Raw genomic sequence first — 24,672 nt, 5'->3', positions numbered from 1 at the left:
TGCCCCCTCTCGCGGCCGGGGCGTCACCGATGGGTACGGCGGGCGGGCCGCCGCGCGGGATGTCCCCCCGGTCCTAGCCCGTCGAACGCTCCAGCGGCGGCGCCGTCACCCCGCAGTGCACCTTGCACTCCGGCACCCCGCACTCCGGCCCCGGCGTCCGCACCGTCAGCCAGGCGATGAAAGCCCCGAGCACCAGCAGGCCCGCGCACATCGGCATCGCCCTCCGGAACGTCTCCCCGAACTCCGCCGCCGACCGGTACGCCTCCGGCCCCATCCCGGCCAGCAGCGGCAGCGCCGCCACCGCGATCAGGCCGGCCGCCCGCGCCGCCGCGTTGTTGATACCGCTGGCCAGCCCCGCCCTCTCGGTGGCCACGGACGCCAGCACCGTCGCGGTGAGCGGCGCGACCAGGGTCACCATGCCCGAGCCCATCACCAGCATCGCGGGCAGCACGTCGGCCGCGTACGACGATCCCTCACCCACCCGCAGCATCAGCAGCGTCCCGCCCGCACAGAGCAGCGGGCCGACGGTGAGCGGGATGCGCGGGCCGATGTGCTGGGCCAGTTCGCCGGACTTCGAGGACAGGAAGAGCATCAGGACGGTGGTGGGGAGCAGCGCCGTACCGGCCTGGAGGGCGGAGTAACCGACTACGACCTGGAGCTGGAGGGCGGTGAGGAAGAAGAAGCCGCTGAACGCGGCGTACACGCACAGCGTCACGGCGTTGACCGCCGTGAACTGCCGGGAGGCGAAGAGCGTGAGCGGCATCATCGGATCGGGCCGCCGCTTCTCGACGTACAGGAAGACCGCCCCGAGCACGAGTCCGGCGACCATGGAACCAGCCACCACGGCCGAGGCGCCCTGGTCGGGCGCCGCGATCAGGGCGTACGTCACGAGCCCCAGGGCCAGCGCGGCGAGCAGCGCGCCGAGCACATCGAAGCGGCCGTGCGCCTGCGGGTCCCGCGACTCCGGTACGTGCTTGAGCGCGACCGGGACGCAGAGCGCGGCCAGCGGCACATTCAGCAGGAACACCCAGCGCCAGCCCGGACCGTCCACCAGCCAGCCGCCCAGGAAGGGTCCGACGGCCGCCCCCACCCCGCCGAGCCCGGACCACACGCCCACCGCCCGTGCCCGGTCGTCGGGGTGGAAGGAGGCCTGGATGAGCGCGAGGGAGCCGGGCGTGAGAAGAGCCCCGCCGACGCCCTGGAGGGCGCGTGCGGCGATGAGGATCCCCGCGTTGGGCGCCAGGCCGCACAGCAGCGAGGCCACCGCGAACCACACCACGCCGGTCACGAAGACCTTCCGCCGCCCGAACCGGTCCCCGAGCGCGCCGCCGAGCAGGATCAGCCCGGCGAGCGTGAGCATGTAGGCGTTCACGGTCCACTGGAGGGCCGCCAGATCGGCGTCCAGGTCCTCGCCGATGCGGGGCAGAGCGACGTTGACGACGGTGGAGTCCACCATCGCCATGGCGGACCCGAGCACGGTGGTGAGCACCACCCACCGGCCCCGGGCCGAGGACAGCCGGATGTCCGGCGGCCGAATGTCCATGCGGGAATCCTCCCGGCTCGCGCCCCGGCGGGCTAGTCGAGCGCTCCCGCGGCTGGTCGAGCGGCCCCCGGGGGGGCGGGTCCGGCCGGCCCGGGGGCAGGCCGGCCGGCCGGGCCCGGGGGAGGCCCGACGTGGCCGGCAGATTGGCGAGCTGGGCCGCGAGTGGGACTGGCCGGCCAAGGTCTTCGCGGAGAAGGTCACCCTCGCCGCGGCCCGGCGACGAGCGGTCCACCGACCGCTCCGGACATGAGTGGGGCCCGGTATCGCATCCGGTACCGGGCCCATCCGCTCGCTGACGCGTCTGCTCAAGCCCGCGCCCGCTGGAGCCGGGTGCTACTTGATCTTGGTGCCCGTCGAGCGCAGGTTCGCGCACGCCTCGGTGACGCGCTTGGCCATCGACGCCTCGGCCAGCTTGCCCCAGGTGCGCGGGTCGTACGTCTTCTTCGAGCCGACCTCGCCGTCGACCTTCAGCACACCGTCGTAGTTGCGGAACATGTGGTCCGCGACCGGGCGGGTGAAGGCGTACTGGGTGTCGGTGTCGAGGTTCATCTTCACGACACCGTTCTCCAGCGCGGTGGCGATCTCCTCGGCCGTGGAGCCCGAGCCGCCGTGGAAGACGAAGTCGAACGGGGACACCTTGCCGTACTTCTCGGCGACACCCGCCTGGAGGTCCTTGAGCAGTTCGGGGCGCAGCACGACGTTGCCCGGCTTGTAGACGCCGTGCACGTTGCCGAAGGAGGCGGCCAGCAGGTAGCGGCCCTTCTCGCCCAGGCCGAGCGCCTCGGCGGTGCGCAGCGCGTCGTCGACGGTGGTGTAGAGCTCGTCGTTGATCTCGTGCGTGACGCCGTCCTCCTCACCGCCGGTCGGGGTGATCTCGACCTCGAGGATGATCTTCGCGGCGGCGGCCTTGGCCAGCAGCTCCTGGGCGATGGTCAGGTTGTCGGCGAGGGTCTCGGCGGAGCCGTCCCACATGTGCGACTGGAAGAGCGGGTTGAGACCCTTTGCGACGCGCTCGGCGGATACGTCGATCAGCGGACGTACGTACGTGTCCAGCTTGTCCTTGGGGCAGTGGTCCGTGTGCAGAGCGACGGTCACCGGGTACTTCTCGGCGACGATGTGCGCGAACTCGGCCAGCGCGACGGCGCCGGTCACCATGTCCTTGGAGTACTGGCCACCGAGGAACTCGGCGCCGCCGGTGGAGATCTGGATGATGCCGTCGCTCTCGGCCTCCGCGAAACCGCGCAGCGCCGCGTGCAAGGTCTGGGTCGAGGTCACGTTGATGGCCGGGTAGGCGAACTTGCCTGCCTTCGCCCGGTCGAGCATCTCGTTGTAGACCTCGGGGGTTGCGATGGGCATCTGTCCGCTCCTTATGACGTGCGGGTGTGTGGTGCTGGGCCCTGACCTGGGGGCGACGTCATCGTCGCCCCTATCTTTCCAGACTCTCGCCGCGGCTCCACCCTGCGCACTGCCCCGACATGTGCGAAGGGCGGACTGTTTCACGTGAAACAGTCCGCCCTTGACGAGAAGCGCAGGTCAACCGGCCTACTCCTGCGACTACGCGAGCCCGAGCTCACCCAGCGAGTAGGCATTGATGTACGGAAGACCGGCCTCCGCGATCTTCGGAGCCGCCCCGCGCTCCACGATCACCGCGACACCGACGACCTCGCCGCCCGCCTCGCGGACCGCCTCGACGGCGGTCAGCGGCGAACCGCCGGTGGTCGAGACGTCCTCGACGACCAGGCAGCGGCGGCCCTTGACGTCGGTGCCCTCGATGCGGCGCTGCATGCCGTGCGCCTTGCCCGCCTTGCGTACGACGAACGCGTCGAGCCGCTGCCCGCGCGCGGCGGAGGCGTGCAGCATCGAGGTGGCCACCGGGTCGGCGCCCAGCGTCAGACCGCCCACGCAGTCGTAGTCCAGCTCGGTGGTGGCGTCGAGCATCACCTGGCCGACCATCGGCGCGGCCTCGCCGTCCAGCGTGATCCGGCGCAGGTCGATGTACCAGTCGGCCTCGATCCCCGAAGACAGGGTCACCTTGCCGTGCACCACGGCCTTGTCCTTGATCTGCTGGAGCAGCTCACCACGTACGTCAGTCATGCCATGAGCTTAAAGCCGCCGCCAGGTCCAGATGGTCTCGATCTCCAGCGGTTCGATGGGCGTCACGAACCGGGGCATCGTGTTGAGCCCGTTCGGCGGCCCCGACTGCGGCTCCACACACACCGCTTCGGCCTGCTCGTCGTACACGACGACCCATTCGGCGCGGCTGGCCACCTTCAGCTCCAGCTGCCCCGGCCAGGTGAGCGTGACGTCCACACCGTCCGGCATCCCGAAGCAGTCGTCCCAGGGGGCGGGGCGGGGAGCGATCCGCCGCCCGGTGGGGAGCTTGTCGTCACCGCGCTCCTCCTGCCAGGCCGGGCCGAAGTCGATCCGCACGTCCTCCCCGCCACCGAGGTTGCGGAGGAACCAGGGATGCCAGCCGGCCTGCGCCGGGAAGGAGTCGCCGTACGTCTCGATCCCCATCGTCAGGGTGAGGGAGTCCTCGGTCAGCCCGAACGCCTGGGTGACTCTGCCCTCGTACGGCCACGGGTCGGCCAGGTCGTACGTGAACGCGGCCTCGCTCTTCTCAGCCCGCGCCCTGTGCCAGGCCGCGTCGCGGCCCGTGCCGTGGATCGCGTGCGGCGGGGAGTTGAGCGGCAGCTGGTGCATGGTCGCGCCGTTGAGGAACCTGCCGTGGTTCAGGCGGCCGCACCACGGCACCATCGGAAAGCAGCCGTACCTCTCCCCCTGGCGCAGCAGTTCGGTGCCGGCGATGCGGAGGCCGGTGATGCGGCAGCCGTTGTCCTGGGCGATGGTCAGCTCGGCGTCGCCCGCCGCCAGAAGCGTCTCTTGGGTGCTCACACTCCGAGCCTATGGTCTGCCGGCCGGTAAACGGGGCTCAGCGCCTGCGTCGCAGTACGCGGCTCACCACAACCGCCGACGCCAGCGCGAGCGCCGCCGCCGGGGCGATCCAGCGCAATGTGTCGGTGGTCGACGTCGACTGCGGAGCCGGGACCGGCGCGTAACGCCCGCGCGGCGGCGCGTGGTCGACCTCCTCCGCGCTGCGGCCGATCATCGTGCGCCGCGCGTGGGCCGCCTCGGCCGGCGGCTCCGCAGGCGAGGGCACCCCGGGTACGTCCTCCAGGTCGGGCACATCGGGTACGTCGGGAACGTCGGGCACCTCGGCCATCGGGTCCAGCGACGGCGGCGACACCTCGGTCTCGAAGACCGACGGCCGCGATTCACCGGCGTCACCGGCCTCGTCGGCCTCTTCCTCCGCCGTGTCCGCCAACCGGGTGGTGAAGCGGTCCAGCAACCGATGGCACGCGGCCAGCGTCGCCGACGCGTCGAGTTCCGCGATGCGGCCCTCGCCGCTCGCCGTCCCGGTGTACGTCGCCGTCGTGCCGCCGTCGGCCTCCGTCAGGCGAACCGTGAGCGCCAGCTCGACCGAGCCCGTGCCGCGCGCCTCCGTACCCTCGCCCTCGACGGCGAAGGCGCCACCCGGCTGCCCTGTGACGCGCAGGGTCCCCCGGTACGTGATCGTGTGCCCGTCGATGCGGACCTTCAGCCGCCCCGCGAGCGGGCCGGACGCCTCGTCGGCGTCCTGCTGGAGCCCTGGGACGCAGCGCGCCACCCGGGCGGGGTCCCCCAGCGCCTGTCGGAGGATCTCTGCCGGAACCGGAACGAACACCTCATGCTCCATGGAGCCGAGCCTACTCACGCACACCTGCCGCGCACCCGACTCTGCGTGGAATCCGCACACGCGATCCGCGGGTGGCCCTCAGGTGTGCCGCCGATGTGCCCCGGGCGGGCAGCGGCCTGCCCGGTCCGCGCTCAAGGCGCACTCCGGTCCGCGCTCATCACGTATAGCGCGGATGCACCAGCGTCGAAGGCCGGACCCCCCGCACCCGCGCCCCCTCCGCCGACCGCTCCCCGGTCCGCAGGGCCGTCGGTGAGAGCGACCGCAGCCGGGGCGCGTCGGCGGCCAGGCCGAGGCCGGGGCGCGTGCTCCGCGCGGCGAGCACGAAGCCCCAGTCGTGCGGGGCCTCCGCCGTGCCCGACACCCGGTCGGGGCCCGCCGTGAACCCGGAGAGGCGGCCGGTCGCACGGTACGGACGCGTCCGCAGCCCCGCCGCCCGCAGCGTCGCGTCGACGGTCCAGTAGACCCGCGGCCGGGTCGCCAGGGGCCCCGCGTGGACTACCAGGCGCCCGCCGCCGGCGAGGACGCGCGACACCAGCCCGTAGAACTCCTGCGAGTACAGCTTCGTGCTCGGGGTGATGCCTGGATCGGGCAGATCCGAGATCACCACGTCGTACGGACGCCGGCTCCGCCCCTCCTCCCGCAGCCAGCTGAACGCGTCGGCCGTTTCGACCCGCACCCTGGGGTCCCGGTGCGCGCCGCCGTTCAGCGCCGACAGGGCGGAGTCCGTACGGGCCAGCTCGACGACGGCCGGGTCCAGCTCGACCACCGTGACCGACTCCACCCCCGGGTAGCGCAGCACCTCGCGCGCCGCGAGCCCGTCCCCGCCGCCGAGGATCGCCACGCGCGCGTGGCGCCCGTGCATCGCGGGGTGCACCAGCGCTTCGTGGTACCGGTGCTCGTCGCGGCCGCTCACCCGCAGCCGCCCGTCGAGGAACAGGTCGAGCCCGCCGGAGCCACCCGTGACGACGATCTCCTGGAGGTCCGTCTGTACGGCGACCCGCACCCGCTCCCCGTACACCGCCCGCCGGGCCGCCCGCTCGAAGTCGCCCACGAGGGCGGTCGCGGTGGCGAGCAGCGCCAGCACCACCGTGTTCGCCACCACCAGCAGCCAGCGCTCACGCCGCGTCAGCTCGTGCCGGAACAGCCACAGCACCAGTGCCCCGCCCGCCACCGCGTTGACGGCGCCGGTGAGTAGCGCACCGGTCAACTGTCCGAGCAGCGGCAGCAGAAGAAAGGGGAAGGCGAGACCGCCGACCAGCGCACCCACGTAGTCCGCGGCGAACAGGTCCGCCACGTCGCCGCTCGTGTCACGGCGCTCCCCGCGCCGGGACACGCGCTGGATCAGCGTCATCAGCAGCGGAATCTCGGCGCCGATGAGCACGCCGATCACCAGCGAGAAGCCGACCAGCGCATACCGCGCCCCGCCCACCCAGGCGAACGTCGCGTACAGCACCAGCGCCGAACTGCCGCCGCACAGCGCCAGCGCGGCCTCCAGCAGGCCGAAGCCCACGGCCGCGCGGCACCGCAGCCGCTTGGCGAGCAGCGATCCGATGCCCATGGCGAAGACCATCACCGAGAGCACGACGGACGCCTGAGTGACCGAGTCGCCGATCAAGTACGAAGCGAGAGCGACCAGTTCCAGCTCGTACACGAGTCCGCACGCGGCGCAGACGAACACCACACCGAGCACCAGGAACCGGCCGGTCCGCGGCCGCACAGGCAGGGCGGCCGGAGCTTCCGGCACCGACAGCGACACAGGCGAATCGATCACCATGCGAACGCTACGTCACAGGGGACTCACCACCCGTCACCCACACGGGTGCAACTAGAGCGCGGCAGGCATACGCACGCCTACACGTGACCTTGTCACCACCAGCTGTCCCTCCTGGGGGTAGGCGTGCCAGGTGCGCCACCGCACCTGCCCCTCGTGCCGCTGAGCCAGCATCGCCGTGAACGCGTGCGGACTGCCGGGAAACGTTCCCGCGAGGCCGTTGGGGTGGTCGGCGACCAGTGCGAGGAGCTCCTGCGCGCGCCCCGCGAACTGGCCCTGGGTCAGCGTCTCGACGCGTGCGGCGAACTCGTACTCCCATTCCCCGAGCCGCTTGGCGACGCCCAGCGGGAGCGGTGTACTGCTGCCCGGCATACAGGCGACCGTTTCGGAGCAGGAACCTTCGCCCTCCTCCAGGAGCACTTGATGGGAGGCCCCGAGGAGCCTCAACTGGAGTACGGCGCAGTCGAGTTGGAGGTCGAGCACGGCCAGGGCCGGCAGCGGCTCGCGTCCCAGCGCCCAGGCGAGATCGGCGGCGCGCGTGTCGGTGTAGGCAGTCTTGAGAGTCGTGAGCATGAGTGGGCTCCGCAGACAGGCGTTTGGAATGGCGGACCGGGGTCACCCGGAAGATGAGGTACGAGGAGGTTCGGGGACCGCCTGCTCGGGTCCACATGAGGTCCGAGGGCTGAGGTTCTCGACTGCGAGGGAATCACGAAGTGCGCTGCGCTCACAGCGTTTTTACCCAACTTGGAGTGGTTTCCATCCCCTGGGGGGCTGCACGTTCAACTGTTCAACAATGAAGCGCCCGGCGGGAGTTAACCCGGCGGGCGCAACGAGCCTGACGCTCGGAACGGTGCTGGTGGTACGCGGACCACGGCGGTCTGCGGCCGCGTCGCCGCCGGTCCGACTGCCCCGTGTCAGTCGGACCGGCGGCCCGGCCGTGCCCCGTGTCGGTCCGACCCCAGGACCGGCCGTGCCCCCGTCAGTCGCCTCCGCCACCGCCACCGCAGCCGCCGCCACCCCCACAGGAACCGCCGCCGCACGTCGAGCCGCCGCCGTGGCTGCCCTCCCACCAGCTGCCCCCGCTCTTGCGGGGCCGCCGGCCGCCGCGCCGGCCCGCCGACACCGTCAGGCCCACGATCACCAGCACCACGATCACCAGCAGGCCGAATCCCATGATCCCCACGGCCCTCACCGCCTTTCGTTCCCCCGAAGCGAGGTGCGCGCTTCTTGCGTGACTGGGGGATGCCCCCGGCCGTCAAAAGCCAAAGCAGACTTGAGCAACTCCAGAGGTTCGGCCCAGGATGGCCGCCATGACGACGCCGACAGAGCACGACGCACGCGGCCAGGACGACAGCGCCCGCCCCCGCCCCCTCCTCAACCGCAGGCTGGCCGAGTTCGGAACGACGATCTTCGCGGAGATGTCGGCGCTCGCCCTGAGCACCGGCTCGATCAACCTCGGCCAGGGCTTCCCCGACACCGACGGCCCCGAGGAGGTCAGGGAGGCGGCGGTCCGCGCCCTGCGAGACGGCCGCGGCAACCAGTACCCGCCGGGCCCCGGCGTTCCCGAACTGCGGACCGCCATCGCCGAGCACCAGGACCACCGCTACGGCCTGGCCTACGACCCCGACACCGAGGTCCTGGTCACCGCCGGCGCCACCGAGGCGATCGCCGCGTCCCTGCTGGCGCTGGTGGAGCCCGGCGACGAGGTGATCGCGCTGGAGCCGTACTACGACTCGTACGCCGCCTGCATCGCGATGGCGGGCGGCACGCGCGTCCCGGTGACGCTCCGGCCCCACCAGGGCCGGTACGTGCTCGACCTCGACGAACTCCGCGCCGCCGTCACCCCGCGCACCCGCCTCATCCTGCTCAACACCCCGCACAACCCCACCGGCACCGTCCTGACCCGCGAGGAGCTGGCGGCGATCGCCGCACTGGCGGTCGAGCGCGACCTCCTCGTCGTCACCGACGAGGTGTACGAGCACCTGGTCTTCGACGGCGAACACATCCCGCTCGCGTCCTTCCCCGGGATGCGGGAACGCACGGTCACCATCTCGTCGGCGGGCAAGACGTTCTCCTTCACCGGCTGGAAGGTCGGCTGGATCACGGCCTCCCCCGCCCTGGTGACCGCCGTGCGCAGCGCGAAGCAGTTCCTGACGTACGTGTCGGCGGGCCCCTTCCAGTACGCCGTCGCCGAGGCGCTGCGCCTGCCCGCCGCGTACTTCACCGCCCTGCGCGAGGACCTGCGCGCCAAGCGCGACCTGCTGTCCGCCGGGCTCGCCGACGCGGGCTTCGAGGTCTACCGCCCGGCCGGAACCTACTTCGTCACCACGGACATCCGCCCGCTGGGCGAGACCGACGGCTTCGCCTTCTGCCGGGCGCTGCCGGAGCGGTGCGGGGTGGTCGCCATCCCGAACGCGGTCTTCTACGACCACCGCGACCAGGGCGCGCCGTTCGTCCGGTTCGCCTTCTGCAAGCGGACAGAGGTGCTCCAGGACGCCGTGGCCCGCCTCAAGGCGCTGGCCGTCGCGTAGGGGCCGCGGGCGAAGCCCCGCACGCGGCTGAGCCGCCAAGTGCCGTACCCCGCGAGCGCGCCCCCCCTAGGCCGGTCGGCCGACCAGCGGTCGCGGGGGTGCGGCGCTGCGCTCATCGTCGGGATGACCGACTCGCGCCCGCGGAGGTACTCACCCGTGTCCGTCGACACCGCAGACCGGGCCGCCGTCCGGCCCACCCGCACGCCCGTGCCCGGAGCGGTACGCGCGCTGCGCCGGGCGGCCCCCGCGCTCGCGCTGTTCGCCGCCGTCCGGCTGGCCGGCGTGCTCGCGGTGGTCGTGTGCTCCTGGTACGTCGGCAGGAACCCGCTCGCGCGCCTCGGCGACACCTGGGACTCCCAGTGGTACACGGGCATCGCCGCCCACGGCTACGGACAGCGCACCCTCACCTTCCCCGACGGCGTGGTCCAGAGCGACCTGGCGTTCTTCCCGCTCTACCCCGCACTCATCAAGGCGGTCACGACCGTCGTCCCCGTCCCCCTCTCCGGCGGGGCGGCCGGCCTGATCATCTCCTGGACCGCCGCCGCGGCCGCCGCCTGCGGCATCTACCTGGTCGCCGACCGGCTGTACGGCCGCCCCACGGCGAGCGCGCTCGTCGTGCTGTGGGGCCTGATGCCGCACTCCGTCGTGCTGACCATGGCGTACACCGAGGCGGTGCTCACCGCCTTCGCCGCCTGGTCGCTGTACGCCCTCCTCACCGGCCGCTGGCTCTGGGCCGGCACCCTGGCCGCGCTCGCCGGGCTGGCCAGGCCCAACGGCATCGCGGTGGCCGCGGCGGTGGGCGCGGCGGCGGCGTACGAGCTGTGGCGCCGCCGCGGCCGGGTGTCCTGGCGGATCTGGGCGGGGGCCGGCCTCGCGCCGCTCGGCTGGGCCGGCTTCGTGCTGTGGGTGGGGGCCGGGCGGGGCGATCCGCTGGGCGGGTACTTCGCCGTGCAGGACGGCTGGACCTCGCGCTTCGACTTCGGCGCCGGCGCCCTGCGCTTCACGAAGCACCTGCTCCTCGAAGCCGAGCTCCTGTCGTTCCCGATGGTGCTGGTGATCGTCGCGGCGGCGCTGGTGCTCTTCGCCCTGATGCTCGTGAGCGACCGCCCGCCGCTGCCGCTGCTCGTCTACACGGCCGTACTGGTGCTCATCACGGTCGGCGGATCCGGCTTCTTCGAGTCCAAGGCGCGTTTCCTGCTCCCCGCCTTCCCCCTTCTCCTGCCCCTCGCGCACGCCATGACGAAAGCCCGGCCGAGGGCCGCGGTCGTGGTGACCGCCGCTCTGGCCGGGCTTTCGCTGAGCTACGGGACGTTTCTGGTGACGATCGCCCCGGTCCCGCTGTGAAGGGCGCCGCTCAGGCCTCGTCGCCGCCGTCGCCGTCGGCGGAGTCGACGTCCTTCTCCAGGCCGAGCTGCTCGACGAGCCACTTGTCGAACTCGATCGAGGCGCGCACCCAGCCGACCGTCGACGACACGAAGTGCTCGAGGCTGACGCCGGTGCCGATGAGCATCTGCGCCTCACCGATGAGACGGACGGTGCCGTCGTCGTGGGTGTGGCTGTAGACCTTGGGCCACAGCGTGCGGCGGTTCCAGTCGTCGATCAGCTCGAGGAGCTGGACCTTCTCCTCGATCTGGTGCGGCCGGTCGTAGAAGGTCCGTACCGAGAAGACCTGCTGGTCGTCCTCGCCACGGAACATGAAGTACGTACGGAATTCCTCCCACGGCGCGGCGAGGTCGCCCTCGTCGTCGACGACGTACTTCAGCTCCATCTGCTCCAGCAGCTGCTTGACGAGGTCCTGGTCCGGGACGACCGGGCCGGCGGGGCCTTCGGGCTGCGGTTCGGGCTGGCCCCCGAAGTTCGGGATCGAGGACGGGTCGATAGACATGTTCAATACTCCTGGGGTCTCGCGTGTGCGGTCTTCGCGTGGCTGCCTGACATCGACCCTAGTCGCGAAAGCGGGCGGCGGTCCTTCGCCCTGCGCTGAAACCGCCGCCATGCCGCTTACCGCGCCGCGCCCACCGTCAGACCGTCCTCGTGACGGTCCACCCGGACCGTGTCCCCGTCGGTGACCTCGCCCGCGAGGATCTCCTTCGCGAGCCGGTCGCCGATCGCCGTCTGGATGAGGCGGCGCAGCGGCCGGGCCCCGTAGGCCGGGTCCTGGCCCTTGTCCGCCAGCCAGGCCAGGGCCTCGGGCGTGATGTCGAGAGTCAGGCGCCGGTCGGCGAGGCGCTGGGCCAGCCGGCCGATCTGGAGCTCGGCGATGTGCGCCAGCTCGTCCCTGGACAGGGCCGAGAAGACGACCAGGTCGTCGAGCCGGTTGAGGAACTCCGGCTTGAAGGAGGCCCGTACGATCTCCAGGACCTGCTCCTTCTTCTCCTCCTCGCCGGTCAGCGGGTCGACCAGGTACTGGCTGCCGAGGTTCGACGTCAGGACGAGGATCGTGTTGCGGAAGTCGACCGTCCGTCCCTGGCCGTCGGTCAGCCGGCCGTCGTCGAGGACCTGGAGCAGGACGTCGAAGACCTCGGGGTGGGCCTTCTCGACCTCGTCGAGGAGTACGACGCTGTACGGGCGGCGGCGGACCGCCTCCGTGAGCTGGCCGCCCTCCTCGTAGCCGACGTAGCCGGGGGGAGCGCCGACCAGCCGGGCGACGCTGTGCTTCTCGCCGTACTCGCTCATGTCGATGCGGACCATGGCCCGCTCGTCGTCGAAGAGGAAGTCCGCGAGCGCCTTGGCCAGCTCGGTCTTTCCGACACCGGTCGGGCCGAGGAAGAGGAAGGAGCCGGTCGGGCGGTCGGGGTCGGCGATGCCGGCGCGGGTGCGGCGTACCGCGTCCGAGACCGCGCGCACCGCCTCGTGCTGGCCGATCAGCCGCTTGCCGAGCCCGTCCTCCATGCGCAGCAGCTTCTGCGTCTCGCCCTCCAGCAGGCGTCCGGCGGGGATACCGGTCCAGGAACCGACCACATCGGCGATGTCGTCGGGGCCGACCTCCTCCTTGACCATGGTGTCCGTACGGACCTCGGCCTCGGCCGCCGCGGCCTCCTCCAGCTCGCGCTCCAGGCCGGGGATCTCGCCGTACAGCAGCTTGGAGGCGGTGTCGAAGTCGCCGTCGCGCTGGGCGCGTTCGGCCTGGCCGCGCAGGTCGTCGAGCCTCTCCTTCAGCTCACCGACGCGGTTGAGGCCCTGCTTCTCCTTCTCCCAGCGGGCGTTGAGGCCGCGCAGCTCCTCCTCCTTGTCGGCGAGGTCGCGGCGGAGCTTGTCCAGCCGCTGCTTGCTCGCCGGGTCGGACTCGTTCTTGAGCGCGAGCTCCTCCATCTTCAGCCGGTCGACGGCGCGCTGGAGCTCGTCGATCTCCAGCGGCGAGGAGTCGATCTCCATGCGCAGCCGCGAGGCGGCCTCGTCGACGAGGTCGATGGCCTTGTCGGGCAGGAACCGGGACGTGATGTACCGGTCGGAGAGGGCCGCGGCCGCCACCAGCGCGGAGTCCGCGATCTGCACCTTGTGGTGGGCCTCGTACCGCCCCTTGAGCCCGCGCAGGATCGCGATGGTGTCCTCGACGCTCGGCTCGGCGACCAGCACCTGCTGGAAGCGGCGCTCCAGGGCGGGGTCCTTCTCGATCCGCTCCCGGTACTCGTCGAGGGTCGTCGCGCCGACCATGCGCAGCTCGCCGCGGGCCAGCATCGGCTTGAGCATGTTGCCCGCGTCCATGGCGGAGTCGCCGCCCGCGCCGGCGCCGACGACGGTGTGCAGCTCGTCGATGAAGGTGATGATCTGGCCGTCGCTCTCCTTGATCTCGGAGAGGACGGTCTTCAGCCGCTCCTCGAACTCGCCGCGGTACTTCGCACCGGCGACCATCGCGCCGAGGTCGAGCGCGACCAGCCGCTTGTTCTTGAGCGACTCCGGCACGTCGCCCTTGACGATGCGCTGGGCGAGCCCTTCGACGACGGCCGTCTTGCCGACGCCCGGCTCACCGATCAGCACCGGGTTGTTCTTCGTACGCCGCGACAGGACCTGCACGACGCGGCGGATCTCCTGGTCCCGGCCGATGACCGGGTCGAGCTTGCCCTCGCGCGCGGCGGCCGTGAAATCGGTGCCGAACTTCTCCAGGGCCTTGTACTGGCCCTCCGGGTCGGCGGTGGTCACCCGGCGCCCTCCCCTGATCTTCTCGAACGTGTCCAGCAGCTTCTCGGCGGTGGCGCCTTCCTGGGACAGTACGTCCCCCGCCTTGCCGCCCTTGGCCGCGAGGGCGATGAGCAGGTGCTCGGTGGACAGGTAGTCGTCGCCCAGCTCCTTCGCCCGCTGCGAGGCGTCGGCGATGACCGCGAGCAGCTCCCGGTTGGGCTGCGGCGGGGCGACCGTGGCTCCGGTCACGCTGGGCAGCGCGGCGAGCACGCGCTCGGTTGCGGCCCGTACGGCCGCCTGGTCCGCCTCGACGGCTGCCAGCAGGTCGGTGATGTTGGCGTTGTCCTCGCCCGCGAGCAGGGCCAGCAGGAGATGCGCGGGGGTGAGGTCCGCGTGCCCGTCCTGCACAGCGCGATGGCTCGCCGCCTGGATCGCGTCCCGGCTCTTGTTGGTCAGCTCTGCGTCCACGTGCCCTCTCTCCTCCCGAAGCAAGCTCTGACTTAGTCAGCATACGCAAAGTTGAGCCTATTCCACTCAAGGCGGTCGGAGGGCGTTCGAGGGCGGCGGACTACCCTCCCCTTCATGGCCAACGACGTACGCAACCCCAGCCCGGAGTACCTAGCCTTCTGGCGCGAGTACCACCTGTGCACGCTGACAACCCTGCGACCCGACGGTTCACCGCACGTCGTACCGGTGGGTGCCACGTACGACCCCGAGGCAGGGCTCGCCCGCGTCATCACCAACAAGGGCAGCACGAAGGTGGCGAACGTGCTGGCCGCCGGCCCGGAGGGCGCGCGGGTCGCCGTCTGCCAGGTGAAGGGCGGCCACTGGGCGACGCTCGAGGGGCGCGCGGTCGTCCGTACGGAACCGGAGCTGATCGCGGAGGCGGTACGCCGCTACGCCGAGCGCTACGAGCGCACGCCGGCGCCGAACCCGGACCGCGTACTGATCGAGATCACCCTGGACCGCGCGATGGGCCGGGCCCCGAGCGCCACCTGAAACGCGTCCGGGCAGCACAACGGCGCCATCGTGTTCAGGTCCACGATGGCGCCGCTGTGTGGGGGAGCGCCTGGGCGATTGTCAACGACGGGGGAATCGCGTCAGGCGCTGCGGGGGGTGGCGGTGCTGGTTTCTGGCTCGATCAGCTGGTGGTCACGCTGGTCGAGATTGACGAAGACCATGCCGTACCGCACGGCACAGCGAACGGGTTGCGGGGCGCCCCGGGGCTTGCGAAGGCACCGGTAGGCACGGACGTCCTCATCCTCTTCACGCGCGACCAGGATCGGCTCGCCGAACAGGGTGACCATCAGCGAGTCGCCACGGTGGGGAATGGCCGTGACCAGGTCGATGAAGTGCCAGCCCGAGCGGTACGCCGTGGCCATCTCGCGTCTGAAGGTCCGGTCGTCCGGTGGCACGGTCATACGTCTACGTTTGCCGGTGTGCCGGTGCCCCAGCCCACGTCTCCTACTCCAGCCTGAACCGTATGACCAGCACTGCCCCAGCCAACGTCGCCGTTAGCAGTCGTACCGATCATCAGCGCGGCAGCAGCAAAGGCGGCGACAAGCACTGAGCGAAGCATTTTCTTGTACATAGTCGGCTTCGTCCTCACTTGATGATTTCCTCTCCCCCGCGTCACAAGACGATGGCTCATTCAGGCACGTCAACGCCACAGGAACGATGCATCATGTTCCTGTACGTTCAGGACCCTGGGGGGTGGAGATTTGCGTACAGTCGACTCAAAAGCGGCACATCCGCACCTCGTCACCGAACTCTGCGACGAGGGGGCGCGACTTTACGCCAGCGCACTGAGCACCGGGCGCATCGCCAGGTCCGAGGTCGGCTCGGCTCCCTGCCTCCTGGAATTCGCCCTGCTGCATCCGGATCCCGACGACGAGAACTGGCTGCATCCCGTCGCGCCGTCGGCCGCGCTGGCGCAGCGGCTCCATCCCATAGAGCGTGAGATCCAGGACCGCAGGCGGCTCGCCGTCGACCTGTCCGACACGTTCGAGCCGTTCCTGGCGATCAGCGCCCAGAGACCCCCCACCACCCATGCGATCACCGTGCTCGAGGGCCTCGGCCGGATCAACGCGGCCCTGGACGTCGCCATCGCCGAGAGCAGGACCGAAGTACTCACCGTGCAGCCCGGGGGCGGCCGCAGCGAGCACATCCTGAGCGAGGCGCTGGAGCGCAGCAAGCCGTTGATCGAGCGAGGCATCAGCGTCCGTACGCTCTACCAGCACACGGTCCGCCACAGCCAGAGCACCTTCGCCTACGCGGAACGCATGGCCGGCGCCAAGGTCGAGATCCGCACGCTCGAAGAGCTCATCGAGCGGCTCATCATCTGCGACCGGACCGTCGCCTTCATTCCCGCTCGCAACGACGACCAGGTGGCTCTGGAACTGCGCCATCCCGGTCTGGTCGACTACCTCACCAAGGTGTTCGAACAGCTCTGGCAGCGCGCGGTCCCGCTGCTGGACGAGGTCCCGTACGACCCGACGCCCCACGGCATCAGCGGTGTCCAGCGGTCCATCGCCCAACTTCTCGTCGAGGGCCACGTCGACGACTCGATCGCCCGCCGCCTCGGCATGAACGTGCGCACCTGCCGGGCCCACATCGCAAAACTGAACACTGCGCTGGGCAGCGGCAGCCGGGCACAACTCGGCTACCTCATCGCACGGTCGGGCATCCTGGACCAGGGCCACGCTCCTTCCGAGTTCTGAGATTCGTGTCGCCGTACAGTCCGGGACCGTCGCCGCGACGGGGTCGTGCACAGCCTCAACTTGGCCTGAAGAACCAGTAGTTCCGCACCATGGCCACCTGTACAGTCGTCCTTCCCCCCACGTCTGTGACTTCTCTTCCTCAACAGAAAGAGCTGCCCAGCCGTGTACGTGGACTCCAGAGCCGCCCTCCGCGCCGCCGCCGCTGCCACCGCCCTGGCCATGAGCACCGGGACCGTGTACGCACTCGGCGTCACCCCCGCCTCCGCCGCCGCCTGCGCCTTCCCGCAATGGCAGGCGCAGTTCTTCCCGAACACGACCTTCGCCGGCACCCCCGCCGCGACCGTCTGCGACGCCGCCATCAGCGAGAACTACGGGACCGGCGACCCGGCCGGCGTCACCCTCCCCAACGACCACTTCGGTGTCCGCTGGTCCCTCACCCGCGACTTCGGCTCCGGCGGGCCGTTCTCGCTCACCGCCGAGGCGCTCGACGGCATCCGGGTGTACGTCGACGGGGTGCGCCGGATCGACCTGTGGCAGGACGCCACCACCGTCCAGAAGAAGACGGTCAACATCGCCATCCCCCAGGGCGTCCACACCCTGCGCGTCGACTACGCCGCCTTCACCGGCTCCGCGAGCGTCAACTTCGCCTACACGCCCCGCGCTTCGCCGGACGTCGACACCACGCCGCCCCTCGCCCCCGCGGGCGCGAGGACGACGTACGACACGGCCACCCGCAGGGCCACCGTGACCTGGTCGCCGAACGCCGAGATGGACCTGGCCGGATACCGCGTCTTCCGCCGCCTCAAGGGCACCAGTACGTATATCAACGTCACGGGCGCCACCCACATCACCGGCACCACGTATGTCGGCGTCCCGCCGGTGACCGGCGAGGTCTGGTACTACGAGGTCCGCGCCGTCGACAAGGCGGGCCGCGAGGGCCCCGGCAGCGTCGACATGCCCGTCACCACCGTGGACGCGACACCGCCCGCCGCGCCCACCGGCCTCGCGGGGACGTCCGGGGGCTCCGCCAACTCCCTCACCTGGCAGGCGGTCACGGACGCGGCGAAGTACGAGGTGTACCGCGCGGCCGGGGACTCCCGCGACTACGCGAAGATCGCGACGGTGGAGACCGCGTCGTACGCCGACACCGCCCTCGACCCGGCGGTGACGTCGTACAAGTACACGGTCAAGGCGGTCGACGCGGCGGGGAACGCGTCGCCGTACGCCACCCACGTCGCCGTCGCGGACACCACCCCGCCCGCGCCGCCCACCGCGCCCGCCGTCACCGCCGAGGACGACACGGGCGTCACCCTGGCCTGGCAGAGCGGGGCCGCGGCCGGCACCAAGGCGTACACCGTCTACCGCGCCCCCGAGGACCTCGACGTCGAGACCGAGGTCGGCACCACCGAGGCGCTGACGTTCCAGGACACGACCGGCCAGGCGGGACAGCGGTTCCGCTACCGCGTCGCCGCCGTCGACGCGGCGGGCAACGAGTCGGCGAGGACCGACTGGGTGTCCGGCACGCGCGCGGTCGGCCCCGGGGCCGTACCCACCGCACCCCGGGAGCTCACCGGCACGCTCACCGGCGGCCGGCTGGAGCTGACGTGGGCGGCGGGCCCGTACGTCCCGGTCTCCGAGTACCGCGTCTACAAGAGCGCGACGAGCCCCGTCCCCACCGACGCCGGCACCGAGCCCTTCCGCGTCACGCAGACCCCCGCCCTGACCGTGGACGACATCCCGGCCGGCGAGCGCGACCACTTCTACGCGGTTGTCGCCGTGACGCAGTACGGCGTCGCCTCGCCCGCCTCCGGTTCCTTCAAGCCGGTCTACCAGGCGCACCGGCCGCCGGACGCGACCCGCATCTACGACGTGTCCGGCCACGACGGGATGGTGTGGTTCGTCTGGGACCACGTGGAGGCCGACGAGGGCGCGCCCGCGATCACCGGCTACCGCGTGTACCGCGCGACGCAGCCCGGCGTCACGAAGGAGAACGCGACCGCGCTGCCCCTGACCACGGACAACGAGTTCAGGGACACGGACGTGACCAACGGGACGACGTACTACTACGCCGTCGCGGCCGTGGACGCGGAAGGCGGCGAGGCGGCGCTTTCGGCGGAGGTCTCCGCGACACCGAGGGCCGACGCGGTCCCGTAGCGGGGTCCGTTGCCGGGTCGCCGGGCACCGTGCGACGATCACGCCCGGCGTGCCCCCCACACTCCTGGTGCCTCAGACCGGACCGAGAGCGCTCCCCGACTTCATGCCTCAGCGTCTTCGCCGACGGCACGCAGTCCGTTCCGGCGCTCGTGGAAGCGCCCGTGAGGCCCACGGACTAGGGCGCACACACAGCGGAAGGCCCGTCACCCCGAGTCGTGGGTGACGGGCCTTCCTCGCGTACGCGCGTACGGAGCCGGACTACTCCGACGACCGCTTGGGACGCCAGACCACCAGCGCACTCGCCTGCTGCACGTCCTCGTACCGGACGAGGTCCCGCCGGTACGACGCGTGCACCTGCGCCTCGCGCTGCTGGAGCGCGGCCGCCGCGCCGTCCACCGCCGCCGAGAGTTCGGCCACGCGCTGCTGGAGCGCGGTCACCTGGTTCTCCAGCTCGATGATGCGCTTGATGCCGGCCAGGTTGATGCCCTCGTCCTGCGACAACTGCTGCACCTGACGGAGCAGCTGGATGTCGCGGGCCGAGTAGCGCCGGCCGCGCCCGGCCGTGCGGTCCGGGGAGACCAGGCCGAGGCGGTCGTACTGCCGCAGGGTCTGCGGGTGCAGACCGGAGAGCTGGGCCGCGACGGAGATGACGTACACCGGTGACTCGTCGGTCAGCTGGTACGGGTTACGACGCATGCGCGGGTCCATCTCATGCTCCCTTCGCGGCCTGGAACAGCTCCGCCCGCGGGTCCTCCCCGGCGGTCGCCTCACGGTAGGACTCCAGCGCCTCACGGGCCTTGTCGTCAAGGTCCTTGGGCACTTCGACCTCCACGGTGACCAACAGGTCGCCGCGCGTGCCGTCCTTGCGGACCGCGCCCTTGCCGCGGGCGCGCATCGTGCGGCCGTTGGGCGTGCCGGCCGGCAGCTTGAGGGTGACCGGCGGGCCACCCAGCGTCGGGACCTTCACCTCGCCGCCGAGCGCCGCCTCCACGAAGGTGACGGGCACCGTGACGGTGAGGTTGTCGCCCTTGCGGCCGAACACCGGGTGCGTGTCCACATGGACCACGACGTACAAGTCACCCGCCGGACCGCCCCGTTCACCGGGACTGCCCTTGCCGCGCAGCCGGATCCGCTGGCCGTCGGAGACGCCCGCCGGGATCCGGACCTGCATGGTGCGCGACGACTTGGCGCGCCCGCTGCCCTTGCAGACCTCGCAGGGGTCCTGGGCGATGAGCCCGCGGCCCCGGCAGTCCACGCACGGGTCGGTGAGCGAGAAGCCGCCACCGCCGCCGCGCGACACCTGGCCCGTACCGACGCAGGTCGGGCACACACGCGGTGTGCCGTTCTTGTCGCCCGTACCCGAACAGGCCTTGCAGGGCGCCTGGCTGGACATCCGCAGAGGGACCGTGGCCCCGTCGACCGCCTCGGTGAAGCTGAGCGTCACCTCGGATTCGATGTCCTGGCCGCGGCGCGGCTGCGTACCCGTACGCGTACCCGGCCCGCCCCGGTTGAACAGGCCCCCGAACACGTCCCCGAGGCCGCCGCCGAACCCGCCGGCACCGCCGGTCTGGGCCCCGCCCTGGGCGCCTCCGAAGAGGTCGCCCAGGTCGAAGTTGAAGGAGCCGCCGCCGGCGCCCGGGCCCGGCCTGAAGCCGCCGTTCCCGAACAGAGCACGCGCTTCGTCGTACTCCTTGCGCCGCTTGGGGTCGCCGAGGATGTCGTTCGCCTCGGAGATCTCCTTGAAGCGGTCCTCCGCCTTGGCGTCGCCCTTGTTGGCGTCCGGGTGGAACTCGCGGGCGAGCTTCCGGTACGCCTTCTTGATCTCGGCCTCGGTGGCGTCCTTCGGGACGCCGAGAACCTTGTAGTAGTCCTTCTCGACGAAGTCCTTCGTGCTCATCCCCGACGTCCCTCCTTCCTGCTGCCGCTACCACACCTGATACCGCTACTGGTCACGTCAGCCCTCGTCCGGGCCACCGTTCTCCTCGTCCGGAGCCTTGGCCACGGCCTCGTCCGCCTTGGCGGGCGTGGCCCCCGGCTGGGGCTCGGCCACCGCTACGCGCGCCGGGCGGATGGTCCGCTCGCCGATCCGGTAGCCCGGCTGCAGGATCGCGACGCACGTGGTCTCGTCGACATCCGGTGCGTACGAGTGCATCAGAGCCTCGTGGATCGTCGGGTCGAAGGGCTCGCCCTCCTTGCCGAACTGATGCAGGCCCATCTTGGCGGCGACCGTCTCCAGCGATTCGGCGACCGACTTGAACCCGCCCACCAGCTCGCCGTGCTCACGCGCGCGGCCGATGTCGTCGAGGGTCGGGAGGAGCTCGCTCAGGAGGTTCGCGACAGCGATCTCCTTGACCGTGACCCGGTCCCGCTCCACGCGGCGACGGTAGTTCTGGTACTCCGCCTGCAGCCGCTGGAGGTCCGCGGTGCGCTCACCGAGCGCCATGCGTACCTGGTCCAGCTGTGCGGTCAGAGATACGTCCTGTACGTCCCCGGCCGGGGCTGCCGGGCCCGACTCCTCGACGGAGTCGGTCCCTGCCGTTTCGGGCGCGGCAGCCTGCGGTTCGGCGTCTTCGGGAGTGGCGCCGGAAGGGACGTCGGGCTTCTCCTCGAAGCCCGGAGTCTCCTCCGTCATGCGGCGCCTCCCTGACGGCCGGCGTCCTTCTCGTCGTCGACGATCTCGGCGTCCACGACGTCGTCGTCCGCCTTGGCCTGCTCGGCGCCGGGAGCGTCGCCGCCCGCGGCCTGAGCGCCCTCGGCGTTGGCGTACATGGCCTGGCCCAGCTTCTGGGAGACGGCCGCGACCTTCTCCGTCGCCGTGCGGATCTCGGCCGTGTCCTCACCCGCGAGCTTTTCCTTCAGCTCGGTGATGGACGTCTCGACCTCGGTCTTCACGTCACCCGGGACCTTGTCCTCGTTGTCCTTGAGGAACTTCTCCGTCTGGTAGACGAGCTGCTCGGCCTGGTTGCGGGTCTCGGCGGCCTCGCGGCGCTTGTGGTCCTCGTCCGCGTACTTCTCGGCCTCTTCGCGCATCCGGTTGACCTCGTCCTTCGGCAGCGAGGAGCCACCGGTGACGGTCATCTTCTGCTCCTTGCCGGTGCCGAGGTCCTTCGCGGCGACGTGCATGATGCCGTTGGCGTCGATGTCGAAGGCGACCTCGATCTGCGGGACGCCGCGCGGGGCCGGCGGCAGACCGGTCAGCTCGAACATGCCGAGCTTCTTGTTGTACGCCGCGATCTCGCGCTCGCCCTGGTAGACCTGGATCTGCACGGACGGCTGGTTGTCCTCGGCCGTCGTGAAGATCTCGGAACGCTTGGTCGGGATCGTGGTGTTGCGCTCGATGAGCTTCGTCATGATGCCGCCCTTGGTCTCGATACCGAGAGACAGGGGCGTGACGTCGAGGAGCAGGACGTCCTTGACCTCACCCTTGAGGACACCGGCCTGGAGCGAGGCGCCGATGGCGACGACCTCGTCGGGGTTCACACCCTTGTTGGCGTCCTGACCGCCCGTGAGCTCCTTGACGAGCTCGGCGACGGCCGGCATACGGGTCGAGCCACCGACGAGAACGACGTGGTCGATCTCGGAGAGCTGGATGCCCGCGTCCTTGATGACGTTGTGGAACGGCGTCTTGCAGCGGTCCAGCAGGTCGGCGGTCAGCTGCTGGAACTGCGAGCGCGTGAGCTTCTCGTCCAGGTGCAGCGGGCCCTCGGCCGACGCCGTGATGTACGGCAGGTTGATCGAGGTCTCGGTGGAGGAGGACAGCTCGATCTTGGCCTTCTCGGCCGCCTCGCGCAGGCGCTGGAGCGCCATCTTGTCCTTGGAGAGGTCCACGCCGTGACCGGAGTGGAACTGCTTCACGAGGTAGTCGACGACGCGCTGGTCCCAGTCGTCGCCACCGAGGTGGTTGTCACCGTTGGTGGCCTTCACCTCGACGACGCCGTCGCCGATCTCCAGCAGCGAGACGTCGAAGGTGCCGCCACCGAGGTCGAAGACGAGGATCGTCTGGTCGTCCTTGTCGAGGCCGTACGCCAGGGCGGCGGCCGTCGGCTCGTTGACGATACGCAGGACGTTCAGGCCCGCGATCTCGCCGGCCTCCTTCGTCGCCTGACGCTCGGAGTCGTTGAAGTACGCCGGGACGGTGATGACCGCGTCGGCCACCTTCTCGCCCAGGTACGCCTCGGCGTCGCGCTTCAGCTTCTGCAGGATGAAGGCGCTCATCTGCTGCGGGTTGAACTTCTTGCCGTCGAGCTCGATGTTCCAGTCGGTGCCCATGTGGCGCTTGACCGACCGGATCGTCCTGTCGACGTTGGTGACTGCCTGGCGCTTGGCAACCTCGCCTACCAGCACTTCACCGTTCTTCGCGAAAGCGACGACGGACGGCGTGGTCCTGGCGCCTTCGGCGTTGGTGATGACGGTGGGCTCGCCGCCCTCCAGAACGCTGACGACGGAGTTAGTGGTGCCCAGGTCGATGCCGACCGCACGTGCCATTTCGATTCCTCCAGCTGACTTGAGTGGAACAGACTCAAGGATGCATGACGGAACCTTTCGCGTCAACAGACCTGAGTGGGGGCGACTCAACTCTTATGCGGCCCTTATCGGCATGAGCACGGCACGCCCACATCCGACCGAGCGCCATATCATGACGAAAGGCGTGAAATGGTACACCCATGCACGCGAAGCGGATCTTCGACCTGGCGGTCACCTCCGCCCTGCTGCCCCTCGCCCTCCCCCTACTGCTCCTCACCGCCATGACCTCGTCCGTAACCTCGCCGGGCCCTTTGCTCGTACGGAAGACCCGCGCGGGCCTGCACGGCCGCCCCTTCGGGATGCTGACGCTCCGCACCGATCCCCGCACCGCGGCCGGCCGCCTGCTGCGCCGGTCGCGTCTGGACGTGCTGCCCCGGCTCCTTCACGTACTGCGCGGTGAGATGTCCCTGGTCGGGCCGTGCCCACTGCCGCCGGACCACCCTTCGGCGACATGGGTGAGGCTGGTGGTTCGGCCGGGTATCACCGGGCTGTGGCAGGTCGGCGGGCGTTCCGAGCTGCCGTGGGAGGAGATGGACGTACTGGATCTGCACTACATCGAGCAGCACTGGCTCGGCCTCGACCTGGCCATCCTCGCCCGTACGGTTCCCGCGGCCCTCGCCGCCAGGTGCTGAGGGAAGCCTTACGCGACACAGATCACCGCCGGCCCAACTACAGTGCGGCGGCATAAATGGGTACGCTCAGCACGGGCTGAATAAGTTACCGCTTAGTAATCCCTCAGATGCTCAGCCGTCCCCCGAATTTCTCACCCTCGCAGGCCCGAGGAGCCCCCAAATGCAACTCGCCGCGATCATCGTGTCGCTGGTCCTGACCGTGGTCGGCGTTGCGCTCATCGCACGAGCCGTCGCGCAGATCTACCGGTTCGTCAAGCTGGGCCAGCCCGTTCCCGCGGGCAGCCGCACCGGCAACCCGAAGCAGCGCACGATCACCCTGGCCAAGGAGTTCCTCGGCCACAGCCGGATGAACCGGTGGGGCATCGTCGGCGTCGCGCACTGGTTCGTCGCGATCGGCTTCCTGACGCTGCCGCCGACCCTCGCCCAGGCATACGGCCAGCTGTTCCAGGCCGACTGGGTGCTGCCGGTCATCGGCGGCTTCCTGCCGTTCGAGATGTACATCGAGTTCATCGGTCTGATGACGGTGCTGGGCATCGTCGTCCTGATGGCGATCCGACTGCTCAACCTGCCCTCGCGGGCCGGCCGCAAGTCGCGCTTCGCGGGCTCGAAGGCCTGGCAGGCGTACTTCGTCGAATACATCATCCTGACGATCGGCCTGGCGATCCTGGTGCTGCGCGGCCTCGAAGGCGCGATCCACCACGTCGACGGCTACGACGCCGCGTACTTCGTGTCGTACCCGCTGGTCCTCGCCTTCGACGGGCTGAGCGTCTCCTCGCTCCAGACGCTGATCTACTTCACCGCCATGATCAAGATCGGCACCTCGCTGATCTGGATGATCACGGTCTCGCTCAACACCAACATGGGTGTGGCGTGGCACCGTTTCCTGGGCTTCCCGAACATCTGGTTCAAGCGTGAGGCGGACGGCGGTACGGCGCTGGGTGC

General features: G+C 70.6%; 21 protein-coding genes and 1 pseudogene. 7 read left to right on the top strand and 15 right to left on the bottom strand.

The window, feature by feature from the left end; genetic code table 11:
* Positions 1 to 73: 73 nt before the first annotated feature.
* The 8 genes from ACWIHY_RS21320 to ACWIHY_RS21285 all read right to left on the bottom strand — a co-directional run bounded on the left by ACWIHY_RS21320 (position 74) and on the right by ACWIHY_RS21285 (position 8,224).
* The gene (locus ACWIHY_RS21320; RefSeq protein ID WP_454377235.1) at positions 74 to 1,543 is read right to left on the bottom strand and encodes an MFS transporter; all 1,470 of its coding nucleotides are present in this window, start codon (positions 1,541 to 1,543) and stop codon (positions 74 to 76) included.
* 333 nt (positions 1,544 to 1,876) lie between these two features.
* Positions 1,877 to 2,899, bottom strand: coding sequence for a class II fructose-bisphosphate aldolase (gene fbaA, locus ACWIHY_RS21315; RefSeq protein WP_454377234.1), 1,023 nt, complete (start codon positions 2,897 to 2,899; stop codon positions 1,877 to 1,879).
* A gap of 198 nt (positions 2,900 to 3,097) precedes the next feature.
* Positions 3,098 to 3,637 (bottom strand): orotate phosphoribosyltransferase, encoded by a 540-nt coding sequence (pyrE, locus tag ACWIHY_RS21310; protein WP_454377233.1) that lies wholly within the window; start codon positions 3,635 to 3,637, stop codon positions 3,098 to 3,100.
* A 9-nt stretch (positions 3,638 to 3,646) separates the two neighbouring features.
* Positions 3,647 to 4,438, bottom strand: coding sequence for an aldose epimerase family protein (locus ACWIHY_RS21305; protein WP_454377232.1), 792 nt, complete (start codon positions 4,436 to 4,438; stop codon positions 3,647 to 3,649).
* Between the two features lie 37 nt (positions 4,439 to 4,475).
* A complete protein-coding gene (locus ACWIHY_RS21300) occupies positions 4,476 to 5,279 on the bottom strand; it encodes an SRPBCC family protein (protein ID WP_454377231.1) in 804 nt (267 codons plus the stop codon).
* 157 nt (positions 5,280 to 5,436) lie between these two features.
* Positions 5,437 to 7,050: a polyamine aminopropyltransferase gene (locus ACWIHY_RS21295; RefSeq protein ID WP_454377230.1), complete on the bottom strand. Its 1,614-nt coding sequence runs from the start codon at positions 7,048 to 7,050 to the stop codon at positions 5,437 to 5,439.
* A gap of 54 nt (positions 7,051 to 7,104) precedes the next feature.
* Positions 7,105 to 7,623, bottom strand: coding sequence for a DUF2617 family protein (locus tag ACWIHY_RS21290; RefSeq protein ID WP_454377229.1), 519 nt, complete (start codon positions 7,621 to 7,623; stop codon positions 7,105 to 7,107).
* Positions 7,624 to 8,029: 406 nt separating this feature from the next.
* Positions 8,030 to 8,224, bottom strand: a complete 195-nt coding sequence (locus ACWIHY_RS21285; RefSeq protein ID WP_454377411.1) for a hypothetical protein — start codon at positions 8,222 to 8,224, stop codon at positions 8,030 to 8,032.
* A gap of 136 nt (positions 8,225 to 8,360) precedes the next feature.
* Between ACWIHY_RS21285 and ACWIHY_RS21280 the strand changes: the two genes are divergently transcribed.
* Together ACWIHY_RS21280 and ACWIHY_RS21275 are read left to right on the top strand one after the other, a co-directional pair.
* Entirely contained in the window at positions 8,361 to 9,581 is a 1,221-nt protein-coding gene (locus ACWIHY_RS21280) for a pyridoxal phosphate-dependent aminotransferase (protein WP_454377228.1), read from the top strand.
* A 156-nt stretch (positions 9,582 to 9,737) separates the two neighbouring features.
* On the top strand, positions 9,738 to 10,925 hold the full coding sequence (locus ACWIHY_RS21275) for a hypothetical protein (RefSeq protein ID WP_454377227.1): 1,188 nt from the start codon (positions 9,738 to 9,740) through the stop codon (positions 10,923 to 10,925).
* A 10-nt stretch (positions 10,926 to 10,935) separates the two neighbouring features.
* On the opposite strand, the gene ACWIHY_RS21270 is transcribed toward ACWIHY_RS21275, so the two are convergent.
* Positions 10,936 to 11,466, bottom strand: a complete 531-nt coding sequence (locus tag ACWIHY_RS21270) for a YbjN domain-containing protein (RefSeq protein ID WP_454377226.1) — start codon at positions 11,464 to 11,466, stop codon at positions 10,936 to 10,938.
* Positions 11,467 to 11,582: 116 nt separating this feature from the next.
* On the bottom strand, positions 11,583 to 14,168 hold the full coding sequence (gene clpB / locus ACWIHY_RS21265) for an ATP-dependent chaperone ClpB (protein ID WP_454377225.1): 2,586 nt from the start codon (positions 14,166 to 14,168) through the stop codon (positions 11,583 to 11,585).
* Positions 14,169 to 14,282: 114 nt separating this feature from the next.
* Between clpB and ACWIHY_RS21260 the strand changes: the two genes are divergently transcribed.
* Positions 14,283 to 14,699 (top strand): pyridoxamine 5'-phosphate oxidase family protein, encoded by a 417-nt coding sequence (locus ACWIHY_RS21260; RefSeq protein WP_454377224.1) that lies wholly within the window; start codon positions 14,283 to 14,285, stop codon positions 14,697 to 14,699.
* A 101-nt stretch (positions 14,700 to 14,800) separates the two neighbouring features.
* Here ACWIHY_RS21260 and ACWIHY_RS21255 read toward each other — a convergent pair whose 3' ends face one another.
* Positions 14,801 to 15,121: a Rieske (2Fe-2S) protein gene (locus ACWIHY_RS21255; protein WP_214909602.1), complete on the bottom strand. Its 321-nt coding sequence runs from the start codon at positions 15,119 to 15,121 to the stop codon at positions 14,801 to 14,803.
* Positions 15,122 to 15,421: 300 nt separating this feature from the next.
* Here ACWIHY_RS21255 and ACWIHY_RS21250 point away from each other — a divergent pair, with 300 nt between their 5' ends.
* A complete protein-coding gene (locus tag ACWIHY_RS21250) occupies positions 15,422 to 16,420 on the top strand; it encodes a helix-turn-helix transcriptional regulator (protein ID WP_454377223.1) in 999 nt (332 codons plus the stop codon).
* A gap of 162 nt (positions 16,421 to 16,582) precedes the next feature.
* Positions 16,583 to 18,574 (top strand): cellulose 1,4-beta-cellobiosidase, encoded by a 1,992-nt coding sequence (locus ACWIHY_RS21245; RefSeq protein ID WP_454377222.1) that lies wholly within the window; start codon positions 16,583 to 16,585, stop codon positions 18,572 to 18,574.
* A 258-nt stretch (positions 18,575 to 18,832) separates the two neighbouring features.
* Here ACWIHY_RS21245 and ACWIHY_RS21240 read toward each other — a convergent pair whose 3' ends face one another.
* The 4 genes from ACWIHY_RS21240 to dnaK are packed head-to-tail and all read right to left on the bottom strand — an operon-like array spanning position 18,833 to position 23,059.
* Positions 18,833 to 19,282, bottom strand: a complete 450-nt coding sequence (locus ACWIHY_RS21240) for a heat shock protein transcriptional repressor HspR (RefSeq protein ID WP_454377221.1) — start codon at positions 19,280 to 19,282, stop codon at positions 18,833 to 18,835.
* A gap of 1 nt (position 19,283) precedes the next feature.
* On the bottom strand, positions 19,284 to 20,471 hold the full coding sequence (dnaJ, locus tag ACWIHY_RS21235) for a molecular chaperone DnaJ (protein WP_454377220.1): 1,188 nt from the start codon (positions 20,469 to 20,471) through the stop codon (positions 19,284 to 19,286).
* A 57-nt stretch (positions 20,472 to 20,528) separates the two neighbouring features.
* The gene (gene grpE / locus ACWIHY_RS21230; protein WP_454377219.1) at positions 20,529 to 21,206 is read right to left on the bottom strand and encodes a nucleotide exchange factor GrpE; all 678 of its coding nucleotides are present in this window, start codon (positions 21,204 to 21,206) and stop codon (positions 20,529 to 20,531) included.
* Positions 21,203 to 23,059 (bottom strand): molecular chaperone DnaK, encoded by a 1,857-nt coding sequence (gene dnaK / locus ACWIHY_RS21225; protein WP_454377218.1) that lies wholly within the window; start codon positions 23,057 to 23,059, stop codon positions 21,203 to 21,205. The genes grpE and dnaK overlap by 4 nt, the downstream gene beginning before the upstream one ends.
* 179 nt (positions 23,060 to 23,238) lie before the next feature.
* Between dnaK and ACWIHY_RS21220 the strand changes: the two genes are divergently transcribed.
* Positions 23,239 to 23,730 (top strand): sugar transferase, encoded by a 492-nt coding sequence (locus ACWIHY_RS21220; RefSeq protein WP_454377217.1) that lies wholly within the window; start codon positions 23,239 to 23,241, stop codon positions 23,728 to 23,730.
* A gap of 160 nt (positions 23,731 to 23,890) precedes the next feature.
* Positions 23,891 to 24,672: pseudogene (locus ACWIHY_RS21215) on the top strand (Fe-S oxidoreductase); the annotation flags it as partial.

Source organism: Streptomyces sp. NPDC055287 (assembly GCF_053646035.1).
This window is presented reverse-complemented; position numbering and strand designations above follow the sequence as displayed.

Coding starts and splice junctions, on each gene's coding strand:
- ACWIHY_RS21240 (WP_454377221.1), bottom strand. CDS start 19,282: ATGGACCCGCGCATGCGTCGTAACCCGTACCAGCTGACCGACGAGTCA.
- ACWIHY_RS21280 (WP_454377228.1), top strand. CDS start 8,361: ATGACGACGCCGACAGAGCACGACGCACGCGGCCAGGACGACAGCGCC.
- dnaJ (WP_454377220.1), bottom strand. CDS start 20,471: ATGAGCACGAAGGACTTCGTCGAGAAGGACTACTACAAGGTTCTCGGC.
- ACWIHY_RS21260 (WP_454377224.1), top strand. CDS start 14,283: ATGGCCAACGACGTACGCAACCCCAGCCCGGAGTACCTAGCCTTCTGG.
- grpE (WP_454377219.1), bottom strand. CDS start 21,206: ATGACGGAGGAGACTCCGGGCTTCGAGGAGAAGCCCGACGTCCCTTCC.
- ACWIHY_RS21300 (WP_454377231.1), bottom strand. CDS start 5,279: ATGGAGCATGAGGTGTTCGTTCCGGTTCCGGCAGAGATCCTCCGACAG.
- dnaK (WP_454377218.1), bottom strand. CDS start 23,059: ATGGCACGTGCGGTCGGCATCGACCTGGGCACCACTAACTCCGTCGTC.
- ACWIHY_RS21290 (WP_454377229.1), bottom strand. CDS start 7,623: ATGCTCACGACTCTCAAGACTGCCTACACCGACACGCGCGCCGCCGAT.
- ACWIHY_RS21320 (WP_454377235.1), bottom strand. CDS start 1,543: ATGGACATTCGGCCGCCGGACATCCGGCTGTCCTCGGCCCGGGGCCGG.
- pyrE (WP_454377233.1), bottom strand. CDS start 3,637: ATGACTGACGTACGTGGTGAGCTGCTCCAGCAGATCAAGGACAAGGCC.
- ACWIHY_RS21285 (WP_454377411.1), bottom strand. CDS start 8,224: ATGGGATTCGGCCTGCTGGTGATCGTGGTGCTGGTGATCGTGGGCCTG.
- fbaA (WP_454377234.1), bottom strand. CDS start 2,899: ATGCCCATCGCAACCCCCGAGGTCTACAACGAGATGCTCGACCGGGCG.
- ACWIHY_RS21220 (WP_454377217.1), top strand. CDS start 23,239: ATGCACGCGAAGCGGATCTTCGACCTGGCGGTCACCTCCGCCCTGCTG.
- ACWIHY_RS21270 (WP_454377226.1), bottom strand. CDS start 11,466: ATGTCTATCGACCCGTCCTCGATCCCGAACTTCGGGGGCCAGCCCGAA.
- ACWIHY_RS21255 (WP_214909602.1), bottom strand. CDS start 15,121: ATGACCGTGCCACCGGACGACCGGACCTTCAGACGCGAGATGGCCACG.